The following is a 16,136-nucleotide window of genomic DNA, read 5'->3' as shown; positions in this document are numbered from 1 at the left end:
GCCGCTGCCGTCTATAATTAGAAATCCAATTCGATTGTGCTTGCGAGATGTTTGTTTTTGTTTACTTTTTCGCTTAATTGAATGTCTTTTAAAAGAACGGATGGGTTTCGCAAAATCGCCGAGAGGATCATGATGTAATCCTCGGCCAATACAGAAATGGTTTTCTTTTTAAATAGCTTCGTGCAGTAGACAAAGCTGCCTTTTATTTCATCTTTGTCCATTACGAAGGTCAGCTGCAAATCAAATTTAGCTGTTGTATTCGTTTGTTCATAAGATTTGACGGCGAGAGAGTCTATTTCAATATCCGTTTGTTCTGTGTTTTGCAGGACAAACATCGTATCGAACAATGGGTTGCGGCTTAAGTCCCGTTTTACACCTAGTTTTTCTACAAGTTCTTCAAAAGGATATTCTTGATTTTCATAAGCCTCCAGCATCGTTTCTTTCGTTTCCTTTATATAGTCCATACATGTCTTTTCTGCCATCGGAGCGGTACGGATGGCTAATGTATTGACAAACATACCGATGATGGGTTCCAAATCTGCATATGGTCTCCCCGCAATAGGCGTACCGATGACGAAATCATCCCGGCCGCTGTATTTAGCAAGCAGTATGGAATAGGCAGAAAACAAAATCATATAAGCGGTCGATCCGGTCAAGTCTTCCAGCTGCTTTATACCTTGTACGACAGTCTTATCAAGTGTAAAATTGTGCTGCTTGCCATCGAAGCTTCTAACAGGCGGTCTCGCAAAATCTTTCGGCAGCTCGAATGACGGAAGCTCTTCATGAAATACACCGAGCCAATACGTTTCCTGCTTCTTGATTCGTTCTCTTTGTTCTTTTTGATGTTTCCATTCAGTAAAGTCTTTGTACTGAATACGGAGCGGAGCTAACTCTTTGCCGTCATACAATTGAATCAGTTCTTCGACAAAAATATTCATCGAGACGCCGTCCGTTATGATGTGGTGCATGTCAAACATGAAAATATGCCGGTCTTGTTCCAACTCGATGAGTCCCGCCCGAAGTAATGGAGCCTGACTGAGATCGAATGGCCGAACAAAGGCGCGGAAACATTCCTCAACCTCGTCAGGTGCTGCCTTATATCTTTCTATAGAGAACTCCATTTGCGGTTTGATCACCTGCACCGGCTCTCCGCGGACCATTTTAAATCCGGTACGCAGTGATTCATGACGCTGGATCAGTCTTTGAAAAGCAGTTTGTAAGCGATTTATATCAATTTTCCCTTCTAATGTAAGAATTCCCGGCATATTGTAGCTAAGTTCGCCGCCTTCGATTTGTGTCGACAAGTAAACCATCTTCTGCACGGAGGATACAGGATAAACATCTTTTTCTTTGGCAGGCGGAATGGTCTCCGGCCCGATGTCCTCAGCTTCAGTAATGATCTTTGCCATTTCTTCAACGGTCGGATATTGAAAGACTTCTTTTAAAGAAATGTTTTTGCTGAATTGCTTATGAATGTTAGCGATGAGCGTCATCCCCCGTAATGAGTGGCCGCCCAGATCGAAAAAGTTATCTTTCACGCCAATTTCTTTTACCTTCAAAACGTCTTGCCAGATACATACCAGTTGCTCTTCCATGCTCGTTCGCGGAGCAACGTAGTCGGTTCCTGTATGCAAACCTGCTTCAGGAATTGGCAATGCTCTCCGATTTACTTTTCCATTCGAAGTTAGCGGCAGTTTTTCCAGTTGGATAAAGTATGACGGAATCATATAGCCTGGTATTTGCCCTGCAAGTTTTTCTTTTAGCTGACTGATCGAAACTGATTGTTCCGCTGTAAAGTAAGCATACAAATCGCTTTGCCCATCTGCATTTTCTTTTGAGAGGACAACTGCTTCCTGTACATGTTTTAAAAGAGCGGCCTCCACCTCACCGAGCTCAATTCGGTAACCGCGAATTTTGACTTGATGGTCCATTCTTCCCGCATATTCAATGTTTCCGTCAGGAAGGTAACGGGCCAGATCGCCTGTTTTGTACATCCGCTGATTCGGGTCAAATGGATGCGGAACGAATGTTTCGAGCGTCAAAGACTCCTTGTTATGATAACCTCGGGCTAAACTGCTCCCTGAAATACATAGCTCACCGACAATTCCGACAGGCTGAAGCGATCCTGCTTCATTCAAAATGAAAATCTCTGTATTTGAAATCGGTTTGCCGATTGGCTGAAGTTCCTGATCTTTATCCGGATCAACGGTATACATGGTCACGACATGCGTCTCTGACGGACCGTAATGATTATGCAGTGTGACCTGGTGGCGTCTCAGCATGTCGCGCAGCATATTTGTTATGATGAGCTGTTCTCCTGCGGCGATGATGTGATCCACGCACTCAGCAAACGGTTCGAAATAGTGTGTCTCTGAGGCGAGGAGCTTAAGGAACGCGGTCGGAAGAAATGCTGTCTGTATATTGTGCTTTTTGACAAATTCATTGAGCTGACGCACTTCCCGTTTTGCCTCATCGCTGATGATACATAGTGTTCCTCCGCTTGAAAGTGCGGAGAACATTTCTTGATAGCAAACATCAAAGCTCATGGCGGCAAATTGCAGCACTCTGTCAAAACGCAGCTGTGTATGATCTCGTTCATGTACGAACAGATTCGTCATCGTTTTATGCGTTATTTGAACTCCTTTTGGCTTCCCTGTTGTACCAGATGTGTAAATGACGTACATTAAGTCATTTTCCGAATACGAAAGATGAAGATTGTCGGTACCGCCTTGATATAGTAACGGATCGTCAAGCAGCAGAACTTCCCCTTCAAAGAGCCGCGGGATGGTATGGCCAGCACTAGTCAATAGCACATCGGCTCCGCTGTCTTTCATCAAAAAAGTCCGCCGTTCATCAGGAAGTTCCGGATCGATAGGAAGAAATGCTCCGCCGGCCTTTAATATGGCTAAAATGCCGATGATCATATTTGCTGAGCGCTCGGTGAGAACGGCAACCGCCTGATCAGTGCTTACCCCCTTATCTTGAAGGACGCGCGCCAGCTGATTGGAGCGTTCATTCAGCTGACGATAAGTCAGCGTCTGATTTTCAAACAGGACGGCTTCATGGTCTGGGTTAAGCGCAGCCTGCTGCTCAAAAAGCTGATGAATCGCTGGCGGAATATGTTTTTCTGTGATTCCGGTATCGTTAAATCGTAGCTGAATGTCACTCTTCTCTGCTTGGGTCATCATATCCAATCTGGCCAGCTTTGCCTCAGGCTGTTTGATAATCGAATCAATCAGCTGCACAAAATGACCGATCATGCGTTCGATCGTTTCTGGTTTAAACAGAGCGGTCAAATATTCCATCGTGAAATGAATACAAACGTCTGCTTCCACAGCTGTTAAGGTTAAATCGAATTTAGCCATCGTATGTTCGCTTGGATAGGGTTGAAAAGTGATGTCATTTATCTCTAACTGTTCCTGCTCCGTGTTTTGAAGCACAAACATGGTGTCAAACAATGGATTGCGGCTCAAGTCTCTGGCAATATTCAGTTGGTCGACCAGCGCTTCGAACGGGTAATCCTGATTCTCATAAGCCTTTAAGGCATTCTCCTTCACCTCGGACAGATACTGAGTGAACGTTTTCCCTTTTTCAGGGTAATTTCTCATCGCCAATGTATTCACAAACATTCCGATAATCGGTTCCAAATCCGCGTGCGGTCTCCCCGCTATAGGACTGCCGACAATAATATCTTCCTGACCGCTGTATTTTGAAAGCAATAATGTATAAGACGCTAAGAGCACCATATATAAAGTAGATTCTGTTTGGGATGCCAGCTGCTTCAACCCGTCACTTTTTTGCTTATCAAGTGTAAAATGCATCGTGGCTCCCGCAAAATCACGTGTCGACGGCCGGATATAATCGGTCGGCAGATGAAGGACAGGAACGTCGCCGCTGTAAAGCTCTAACCAATAGGCTTCTTGATTTTGGATCTGCTGTAACCGTGCTTCTCCGGTCTGCCATACTGCGTAGTCCTTGTACTGGATGCGTAAAGGCGGCAATATCTCTCCTTTATATGTCCGAATAAATTCTTTAATCAATACGCTCATGGATGTTCCGTCAGAAATAATGTGATGCATATCAAACATGAGAATTCCTCGGTCAGGTTGAAATTCAATCAGCCCTACGCGAAGCAGCGGCGGCTCCTCCAGATGAAACGGACGAATAAATTGGCGGATATAAATGTCCGCTTCATTTTCTTCTGCCTGATACCACTCTACTTCGAACTTTGCGTGATCTAAGACATACTGAACAGGTTCTCCGCCGGCCATTTTAAAACCGGTGCGCAAAGATTCGTGACGCTGAATCAGCGTGCGGAAGGCTTGTTGCAGCTTATCACGGTCAAGCTTACCTTCGACAGCCATCAGTCCCAGCATGTTGTAACTGAGTTCTCCGCCTTCCAGATGATTAAGAATGTACAATCGTTTTTGGGCCGAGGATACCGGATAATAAGGTCTTTTTTCAATTGCGGGAATAGCGGCATACCCAGTTAGCTCAGTTTTCGTGATTTCCCGCGCGAGCTGTTCAATGGTTGGGAAACGGAATACGTCCCGCAAAGGAATTTGGACCTGCATTTGCTTTTGTATTTTTGCGATAAGCGCGGTTGCCCGCAGAGAGTGTCCTCCAATATCAAAAAAGTGATCTCGAATCCCGATCTGCTCTAAGTCGAGAACGTCCTGCCAAATGGCTGTCAGCTGGATTTCTGCCGGAGTCTGCGGCGGCACGTATTCCGTGCTTCTGTCTCGACCTTTGACCGGAGCCGGTAATAACTGCCGGTCAAGCTTCCCATTTGGCGTCAGCGGCATTTGATCAAGCTGCACAAAATGAGTTGGTATCATATACGCCGGTAAATGCCGGGACAACCTTTCACGAAGTTCACTGATCTGTATTGGTTTGTTCGCAGTATAGTATCCGCATAGATCATATTCTCCATCTGAGTCTTTAAGGGCAATTGCGGCTGTTTCTTGTATATCAGGAACGTTCATCATGACCGTTTCTATTTCACCGAGCTCGATTCGAAAACCGTGAATTTTCACTTGATGATCAACCCGGCCGATAAATTCAATATTTCCATCTGGCAGAAAGCGGGCCAGATCACCGGTTCTATACATTCGTTCCGCCGGGACAAACGGATCGGCCGCAAATTTTTCATTCGTCAGCTCCGGCAGGTTCAAGTAACCCCGACCGACACCGTCCCCTGCTATATACAGCTCGCCTTGGACGCCTGCCGGCTGCAGCCGTTTTTTGGAATCAAAAATGTACATGCGGTTATTGCCTAACGGCTTGCCTATAGGGACATGAATGTGACTGCGAGCCCAGGCATCGGCAGAATACTCAATGTTGAACAAGGACGCGTCTACGCAAGTTTCAGTAGGGCCATATACATTGGTGATCGCAGGCGCAGCGGCATGCTTGCCGAATAATTGCATGAGCTTATTTACCGTCGTTTTGGAAAGAGCTTCTCCTCCGATTATAAGATGCCGAAGCGTGACTCCCTGTAAATCCCCTGCGGCTAATAAGAGTTTTAAATGGGCAGGTGTTCCGTCGGTAATATCAATAGAATGCTGCTGATAGTAACGGCATAAGGCTGCACCGTCTGATACGACCTCTTTTGGAACAATAAACAGGGTATGACCTAATAGCAAAGAAGCATACATTTGCTGAACAGAAGCATCGAAATAATATGGAGCGAGCATGGCTACATTCAGATCCGACTCATAGGCAGAGTATACTTGGCGGCTCAGCCCTTCTATCAGGTGGATGACCTGGCGATGTTCAATTAACGTGCCTTTAGGTTTGCCTGTCGTACCGGAAGTATAAATGGCATAGGCCAGTTGACTGGACTGATAAGAGAGTGCAAGACTGCTGTCATTTTCATGATAGGCATGTTCCTCCATGAGATCGATACATGTCCCTGAGAAGTCGATGTTATCCTGCAGCTGTCCGCGATAAAGCAATACACTGATGCCTGAATCATTTAAAATATAACGGATGCGGTTAGACGGAGAATCAGGATTTATAGGCAAATATGCACCGCCCGCTTTTAAAATTCCCAAAATGCCTATCATCATCTCCAGAGAGCGTTCAGTCATAATGCCGACAAGCTGATCCGCCCCCACTCCTTTTGCCCGCAAGGTTCGCGCAAGCTGATTGGCCCGCCGGTTCAGTTCCCCGTAGGTTAATTGTTTACCCTCGAATACAACCGCGGTATGGTCCGGCGTACGATGCGCTTGTTCCTCGAACAACTCATGAATCGTTTGATCACGCTGGTATTGCATGTCGCTAGACTGAAAATGACTGAGCAGATGTTCTTTTTCTTGCTGAGTCAAAAGCTCTAATTCTTCTATTTTGACTGATGGATTCTGTAATACTTGCTGCATGAGCTGTTCAAAATGTCCGCGGAGCCGCTCCATTTCTGATTTTTCATAGTCATTTTCATTAAAACCGAAATGAACGGCCAGCTGTTCGCCAGGTATAACAACCACATTCAAATCATAATGGGAGTGTTCCTGCATATGAAAATTCGTGATGCTCAGTTCCGTATCATGATGACCTGCCTCTTCAACCTGCTGCCCTATCGGATAGTTTTCAAAGATCAGTATGTGATCAATTAAGTTTTGCTTTTGTTCCGTTTGGGCCTGAATTTCGTATAAAGGGTAGGTATCGTATGCTTGGGAGGCCAGTGCATTTTGTTGAACCATTTGCATCGTTTCAATAAAAGAGCTGTCCTCATCACAGCGGATGCGAACTGGTATGGTATTGATGAACAGGCCGATCATCTGTTCCGCCCCAGGGATTTCCGCCGGCCTTCCGGACACGACACTGCCAAAGACGACATCCCCAGACCCGCTGTATTTCTGTAATAAAATTCCCCACAACGTTTGGATCAACGAATTTAATGTCACTTGATGCTGATTTGCGATTTGCTGCAGCCGTTTTGTTTGTTCCGGGTCTAATTCATAGCTCACATTGGCATAAGCATATGCTTTTTGTTCATGCTGCGGTCTTTTATGAAGAAATCGCGTTTCACCCTTATAGCCGTCAAGATACTCACACCAGTACCGTTTAGCCGCTCCCTGATCTTGACGGCCAAGCCACTCGATATAGTCGCTGTAAGGAGCGGCGGATGGCGCTTCTGTTTCCCTGCCTTTTTGCAAAGCGTAATAATGCTCAAATACTTCCTTTGTAATAAGAGACAGGCACCAGCCGTCCATCACAATATGATGAAAGCTCCAAATCAGATGATATTTGCGGTCTTCCATACGGAAAATCGCTATGCGCATCAGCGGGTCCCGAGCCAAGTCAAATCCTTTTGCCTTGTCCTCTTTTTGATAGGCTGCGATTTCATCCTCGCGCCGAGGCTCCTCTATGTCACGCAAATCTGCAAAATGAATTTGCGGTTTTTGCTTTTTATAGACAATTTGTAAAGGAGTATCGTTCCAGCCGCTGTAAAAACGGGTTCTGAGCACGGCGTATGTTTCACATAATCGTTCAAGGCTTGCTTTAAACCAATTAATCTTTAACTCTCCCTGAATACTAAACGATGCTTGTTCAAAATAAGAATGTGAGTCCTCATCCAGCAAGCTGTGAAAGAGCATTCCTTTCTGCATCGGGGTGAGCGGATACACGTTTTCGATCTCACTTGAATGCGGCAGTTGAAGGAGAAGCTGATCCAATTCGTCAATGGACATGCCTTTTAACAATATATCGCTTGGTGTCAGTTCTGATTGTTCTTTCTGAACGCAATGTGTAATGATTGTCCGCAGCTGGCTTTGAATCGTTTCTGATAACCGCTTGATCGTTTTTCTTTCGTATTGTTTGCGGCTGTAGCTGATCACAAGCCTCAGACGGCCCTCAGTGATCATTCCGTTTATATTCAGTACATACGGTCTTGCTTGATTTCCGCTCGAGTCGGAACCGCAGGAATAAGAAGATAATTGAATCGCATGCTGCTGCAAATCTTGGTCAAACTGCCCTAGATAGTTAAAGCTGATCTCAGGATTGAGTTTCGATGGCATTGTGCTGCTTAAGTACCTTGCTATTCCATATCCAATCCCTTTATGCGGAATTTGACGCAGTCCTTCTTTAGTCGTTTTAATGTAATCAGAAATTTCTTTGCCTGGCTGTATATGAAGGACAGCCGGATAAAGGCTTGTGAACCATCCAACCGTACGGGAGATATCCACATCTTGCATAATCTGTTCTCTTCCGTGTCCCTCTAAATGAATCGGGATCTGTTCCAGTCCTGACCAATGCGATATGGAAAGACCGAGAGAAGTTAAAAGCAAATCATTTATTTCAGTATGATAAGCGCGATTCGCCTGTTTTAATAGCAGCTCCGTTTCCTCTTTCGTCCATTCCGCGGTTTCTGTTTCACTGTCTTTTGCAGCCGTATGTGTTTCATGGAAATCTTTCGGCAGCGGTTTTCCTTCGGTTTGTTCGATCTTTGCCCAATACTCCTGTTCTTGTTTTACGGTTTCACTTTGTGCATATTCCGAAAGCCTCTTGGCCCATAATTGGAAAGAGTCTGTTTTTTGCGGCAGTTGAATCACTTGCCCGTTTTCGGCTTGCTTGTACCCGCTAACAAGATCCTCCAGCAGAATGCGCCATGAAACCCCGTCCACAATTAAATGATGGATGGCTATGAGCAAATGGTCTCCATCTGCGCACTGAAACAACCCAGCTTTCAGTAACGGTCCATCACTTAAATTCATACTGCTTTGTAGCTCGTCAGCCTTGGCTTCAATTGTCCGCCTCGGATCGGAATCTTCTTTCAGGTCCAGGACTTCTAAGTGGTACAGTCCGCTTTGGGCAATCTCTGCATTCTGTGCTTCGTAGCCATTTTCCGTAGTCTGGAACGTCATGCGGAGCGCATCATGATGTTCAGCAAGCTTTTGCAGGGTTTGCCGAAGCGCTGATTCCTGGAAACCTTCCGGCGCATACAGCATGACGGCTTGATTATAATAATGCGGATCGACTGTTATGTGATCAAAGAACCAATGCTGAATAGGAGTCAGACTGACGTCTCCTTTGACTTCACCTTGATCGGCTATACGCAGATTCTGCTTAATATGCGGACTTAACTCGGCAATTGTGGCGTATTGAAACAAATCTTTGATTTCCATTTTGTATCCTTGTTGAATTAATCTGGAGGACACTTGAATGGATTTAATGGAATCTCCGCCAAGATCAAAGAAATCATCCATAATACCAACATTTTCAGCACCTAATACCGATTCCCAGACAGAAACTAATATTTCTTCCATTTTTGTTCGAGGAGCCTTGTACGCTGCTCTGTCCTGCAGATCGAAATCCGGAGCCTGCAGCCCTTTTTTGTTTATTTTTCCGTTAGAAGTTAAAGGCATTTCATCCAGCTCGATAAAATAAGCTGGAATCATGTAATTCGCCAAGCTGTGAGCCAATTGTTTCCTGAGCTGGGCTCCTGTTATTTGTCCGCCGCTCACGTAATAAGCACACAATTGTTTAAACCCGTGGACATCAACTCTTGCTGTAACGACCGCTTCCTTGATCGCTTCTTCTTGAAGCAATGCCTCCTCGATCTCGCCTAATTCGATACGATAGCCTCTGATTTTTACTTGTTCATCTATTCTGCCCGCATATTCAATGTTTCCGTCAGCCAGCCATTTCGCCAAATCCCCTGTCTTATACATCTTGGCTCCGGGTTCAAACGGGTCATCGACAAATTTCTCTGCCGTCAATTCCGGACGGTTCAAATATCCTCTTGCCACACCAGCGCCGCTGATATAGATTTCTCCCGGGACGCCGATCGGGGCAGGTTTCCTATTCTCATCAAGGATATAAATGCTCATGTTTGCCGCAGCTGTTCCGATCGGTACCGATTCCCGCTTGTCCTTTACGGCATCATAACGGTAAATCATGCAGCCGACAACGGTTTCCGTCGGCCCGTACTCATTGCATATGTCAATTCGGCCTTCGAACTGTTCATGAATACTTTGGGCTAGCCGGGTGCTTAGATTTTCCCCGCCCACAATCATTCTCCGGACAGCCGATTGATCGGCGATGTTCATTTCTTTTAAAACCTGCAAATGGGCTGGGGTTAATTTCATGACATCCACCCTCTGGTCCTGCACAATCGATTGAAGCAGAGCTGTTTTGTCCTCTCCGTCATAGACGATGATCGTATTGCCTGTGACAAGCGGTGTGAAAATAGAAGTCACCGTCAGATCAAAGGAGATTGACGAGTACAACGGGAAGTTGGCTTTCTCGCCTTTTACATAAACTTCTTTCGCCCACCAAATATAATTGGTCAAGCCGCGGTGCTCGATGAGTACGCCTTTTGGCCTGCCTGTGGAACCTGATGTATAAATGATATATGCCAAATCGTTCGTACTGCTGAGCGGTTCAAGATAAGAGGCATCTTGATGATACGAGCTTTCATCATCAAGTAAAATAGTGACGCCTTCATAAGAAAGCTGCTCCCTGATATCTTGCTGCAACAAAACGATTTCGGCTTCGGAGTCATCCAGCATATACCGAATGCGGTCTTGCGGATATTCCGGATCTATAGGGACATAGGCTCCGCCTGATTTTAAAACGGCGAGGATTCCAACCACTGATTCGATACTATTTCTGCTGATGATGGCTACAGGCTGATCTGCTTGCACGCCTTTCGCTCTTAGCGTTCGCGCCAGTTGGTTTGCCCGTTTATTGAGCTCTGCGTACGTGAGCTGACTGTCTTTATCGATGACGGCTGCTTGATCGGGTGTACGCTGCGATTGCTCTTCAAATAATTGATAAACCGGTTTCTGCGGAAACGATGCGGCCGTGTCGTTCAGCGTATGAAGAAGGGTTCTTTTTTCACCTTCCGTTAACAATTCCACTTGCTCTACGGGGATATCCGCATCAGTCACGACCTGCTGCAAAATGTGCATAAAATGCTTCCGTACCCGTTCAATACTTTCTCGCTCATACACATTGGCATTGTATTCAAAAAGGATGTTCATCGCATCGCCCGGTATAACGGTCAAATGAAAATCATAGTTGGTCTGCTCTTCCATTTGCACGTTGGAAATGGTAATAGATGATCCATTTTGCCGGCCGATGTTTTCCATATACTGATCAACCGGATAATTTTCGAATATCATTAAATGTGTAATTAAATCTTGCTTTTGCGTTGTACGTGCTTGAATATCGTACAACGGGTGCGTCTCAAATTGTTGAGACGCTATAGCCCTTTCCTGCGCGTCTTTCATAAGCTCGGCAAACGTTGTCCCAGCTTCACATCGGAACCGCACGGGAATAGTGTTAATGAATAAGCCGATCATCGTTTCCACATTTGGAATTCCAGCCGGCCTTCCCGATACAACACTTCCAAACACAACGTCTCTGCTTCGATTATATTTCTGCAGCAAAACCGCCCATGCCGTTTGCAGCAGCGTGTTCAGTGTGACGTGGCGCCGTCCGGCCGTTTGCTTCATTTTTAATGTGAGGTCGGGGCTTATTTCACACGTCACTTTCTCTGGTACATATCGTTCTTCCGCCGCATGGTGATCCTTAGGAAGGCTGGTCTGTTCTTCATATCCCTCCAAGTATTGATCCCAATAACGCATAGCCTCCTTTGCATCTTGCCGGCCGAGCCATTCAATATATTGACTGTATGGAGTCATCGGTGTTTGTTCAGGCTGCTTTTTGTGAAGCAAGGCAAAGTAATGCTCGAATATTTCTTTTGTAATCAGCGGCAGACACCAGCCGTCCATCAAAATATGGTGAAAACTCCATATGAAACGGTAGGCCTTTTCATCAGTACGAAGAATCAGCAGCCGCATTAACGCGCCTTTTTCTAAGTCGAAGCCTTGCATCTTATCTTTTCTGGCATACTGCTGAATCATCTCTTCTTTTTGTGGTGCTTTCATCTCGCGTAAGTCAATAAATTGAAAACCGATTTTTTTCGTTTTGAATATGATTTGCAGCGGCTGATCTTTCCAGCCTCTGTAAAAATTCGTTCGGAAAATATCATATTTTTGCGATAAGCCATCCAAGCTTTTTGAAAATGAATCAATATTCAAATCTCCATGCAGATCAAACATCGTTTGCTGAAAATAAGCACCTGAATTCGGATCAAACAAGCTGTGAAACAGCATGCCCTTCTGCATCGGTGTTAATGGATACATATTTTCTGCTTCGCCTAATTCACGCGTCTGCTCTAAAAGCTGTTCCAGTTCGTCTATTGTGATGTCCTTTAACAGGGTGTCGCTTGGCGTCAGGGAAGTTTGCTCCCGGCTTACACAATGCGCAATGACTTCTTGCAGACTTTCTTTCAAACCGCGAGCAAATTGCGCCATAGTCGATTTTTCGTATTGTTTATTGCTGTAGCTCAGTGTCAGCGATAATTTGCCTTCAGCAATCATGCCGTTCACATCAAGCACGGCCGTTCTCTTTTGGTTTTCATTCATCGATGCTCCTGTGGAATAAGGCGACACGCGCAACGTTTGATGCTTCAGGTCTTGATCAAATTGTCCCAAGTAATTAAACGATATTTCCGGATTCAGTTGTAGGCTTGCAGCTTCCGGATGTCCGGATACATATTTGATGATGCTGTAATTCATCCCTTTATCAGGAATACGGCGCAGCCCTTCTTTCACAATCTTGATGCGCTGTGACAGATCTTTGCCGGCTTCCATCCTCAGTACGACAGGGTACTGGCTTGTAAACCAGCCTATCGTGCGGGAGATATCCGCATCTGGAATAATTGGTTCTCGCCCGTGTCCTTCCACATTCACGAAAACGTCTTCTATACCTGTCCATCTGTGAATGGCCAGACCTAACGAAGTCAGCAGCAGATCATTGATTTCCGTGTTATAGGCACGATTCGCTTGTTTTAATAATTGCTCCGTTTCCTCTTTTGTCCATTGAATCGTCACTTCTTCGCTGTCACTTAATAATGAACCTTCACAGATATTGTCCTTAGGCAATGGCTGCAGCTTTATGCTTGAAAGCTCAGCCCAATAAGCAATCTCCTGCTCCATATCTGCTTCTGTCGCATATTTGGACAATTGATCTGCCCAGAATGGAAATGAGTCTGTTTTTTGCGGAAGCTGGATCGTTTGTCCGCGCTCCGCCTGCTCATAACCGCTTGCAAAATCCTCAAGTAAAATGCGCCACGATACGCCGTCAATTACCAAGTGATGAATCGCAATCAACAAATGATCTCCGTCTGGACATTGGAACAAACCAAGCTTCATCAAAGGCCCCTGCTCTAATACCATGCTGCTTTGAATCTCATTCGCTTTACCGGCGATCGCTTGAGCCGGGTCGGTTTCCCCTTTATAATCCATCACTTCCAGATGGTATAATTCACTTTCATCTGTTCCTGTAATTCGCGGTGCATATCCGTTCGGTGTTTCTTCAAAAATCATTCTCAAGGCATCGTGATGTGAGGCGATGTGTTCCATTGTCCTGCGAAGCGGCCCCTCTTTAAACCCTTCCGGCGCATATAACATGACGGCCTGATTGTAATGGTGTGCTTGCGGCATTTTTTGTTCAAAAAACCAATGCTGAATCGGGGTCAGATTTGTGCTGCCTTTCACTTCCTCTTGATCGGCCATTCTGCCGATCGGTTCTACAAATTGACTTAAGTCAGCAATCGCAGGGGATTTAAACAAATGCTTCATATCAACCTTGTATCCGGCTTGATATAATCTGGAAGACACCTGAATTGATTTAATCGAATCTCCGCCAAAATCAAAGAAATGATCCTGTATTCCTATGCGCTCTTCCCCTAATACTTCTTGCCAGATCGACACCAGCAGTTCTTCGATTGTGTTTCGCGGTGCTATGTATTCGTTATCCGTCCGCATATTTTTTTCTTCCGCAGCAGGCAAAGCTTTCAAATCAATTTTTCCATTGGAAGTGAGCGGGATATGTTCCAAATGGATAAAAAAGGAGGGAATCATGTAATTCGGCAGTTTGCGGGACAAATCGTCTCTAAATTGTGCAGCGGTCAAAGAAGACTCGCCGGCATAATAGGCATACAGTTGCTTAGTTCCGTCTTCGTTTTCCCGCGCAACAACCACAGCTTCACGAACATTTTCGATATGGCACATGGCGGCCTCTACCTCGCTGATTTCGATACGGTATCCGCTGATTTTCACTTGATGATCGATTCGCCCTAAGTATTCAATTCTTCCATCTGGCAGCCATCTGGCGAGATCACCCGTTTTATACATCTTTTGGTCAGGCAGGAGCAAATGCTGAACAAACTTTTCTTCCGTCAAATCAGGCTGATTGAGATAGCCGCGGGCCACGCCGGCTCCTCCGACATACAGCTCTCCCGGTACGCCGATTGGCTGGATTTGGTGGTGGGCTCCTAAAATATAGGCTTGGTGATTGGCCACCGGTTTGCCGATTGTGATCTGTTCATCAGCAGACTGAACAGGGTGAAAGGTAGATACGACGCTATTTTCTGTAGGTCCGTATTCATTATTAATTCGAATGTGAGGCTGCAGAGAATACAGCTTCTCAACTGTATCTGTTTCCAGCTGCTCTCCTCCTACAACAACATGCTGAACATGAATGAAGTCGTCCGCGTTCATATGTTCGATCATGGTTTTTAGAAGACGGGGAGAAGTTGAAAAATGTGTGATTCTTTCTTGTTTCATGACCTTTTGAATGGCGAAAAGATCTTTATTCTCTTCATTTGGCAAAAGATGCAAAGCTGCACCAGAGATGAGCGGGCCGAAGAAATTTAAAATGAACGCATCAAAAACATACGGGTACAAGACAAGCACGCGATCTTTGGCAGAATGCTTGAAAAATGCCTTCTTCCACTGGAGCGAGTTCACAATGCCGCCGTGTTCGACCATAACCCCTTTCGGCTTTCCGGTTGTGCCCGAGGTATATATGACATAGGCTAAATGGTTATGTTCCGCTATTGATGATAATGACGAGTCATCGGCATGGTAAGATGTTTCATCATTAAGATCAATCGTCAAGCCGTCAAAGGTGAGGCTGCTTTTTAAATGATGCTGAACAAGGAGAATATCTGGCTTCGCATCATGAAGCAAATATTGAAGCCGTTCTATTGGATATTCAGGGTCCAGGGGCACATAAGCGCCCCCAGCCTTCCAAATGGCTAAAATGGATACGATCATCTCTAATGAACGATCAGCCAAAATGGCGACTAACGAATCGGCTTGAACCCCTCCATTACGCAATGTTCTTGCCAAACGGTTAGCCCTTTCATTCAATTCCCTGTATGTCATGTGGTCGTTTTTAAACTTGACGGCCTTGTGATCAGGCGTTCTTTCTGCTTGCTCTTCAAATAAATGATAAACAGTTCTGCTCCCGGAGTAATTTGCGCTGGTGTCATTAAAATCAAACAAAAGCTTCTGTTTTTCCGGTTCGGATATGATTTCTGCCGTATGGATCGGCGCTTGAGGCTGAAACAAGATCACGGACAGCAGCTGATCCAAATGGGATACAATTTGATCCATATAACGCTCATCGTACAGATTGCTATTATAAAAAAGCTTCAATTGAATCCCGTTGTTCTCCAAATCAAAGTGAAACAGCGTATCGGCTGCAGTGTCTTCTTTAAATCGCAAGGAATGAATTTCGTTCAGTGAAACGACAGTATGAATCAACGGCTGACGTTCATCATTGTATTCTACATGTAGATGCTGGACCATTTTTCGGAACGGCAGGCTTTGATTTTTCAGAGAATCAGTAACAGCTTCTTTCAGATGCTCGAATAAGGTTTTAAATGTGCTCTCGCTTGAAAGCTTATTTTTGAACAGGACAATGCTGTTAATGGCTGACTGACTGCTTTTTTGCTTCGATACGGCTGGAATGCCCAAAATCAGGTTCGTTCGATCAGTGTATTTATACAGCAAGCATTCAATCCCTGCTAATAAAATCAAATAGGCTGCCATTTCAGAATGATTAGCCATCGTCATTATTCTTTGAGATACGTCCGGTGATAAGGAACGGCAAATATATTTTTCCTGATAGCCAGTACGGGTCAATGACGCTTTATCTGCTGCTTTAAAGATAGGGAATGCGCTTAAGCTGTCATCTTCATCAAATAGGTTTTCCCAATACGTTTCTTGATTTTTAAATACCGACATTGGAGCACCTCATTTTATATAATTTAAAGA

General features: G+C 45.1%; 1 protein-coding gene. It reads right to left on the bottom strand.

The window, feature by feature from the left end; all coding sequences use genetic code 11:
• Positions 1-17: 17 nt before the first annotated feature.
• Positions 18-16,106 (bottom strand): amino acid adenylation domain-containing protein, encoded by a 16,089-nt coding sequence (locus AAGG74_RS04780; protein ID WP_429674689.1) that lies wholly within the window; start codon positions 16,104-16,106, stop codon positions 18-20.
• Positions 16,107-16,136: the final 30 nt, after the last annotated feature.

Source organism: Bacillus mexicanus, from assembly GCF_050445615.1.
Taxonomy (GTDB): domain Bacteria; phylum Bacillota; class Bacilli; order Bacillales; family Bacillaceae; genus Bacillus; species Bacillus mexicanus.
The sequence above is the reverse complement of the archived record's forward strand: the minus strand, read 5'-3'. Positions and strand labels throughout refer to the sequence as shown.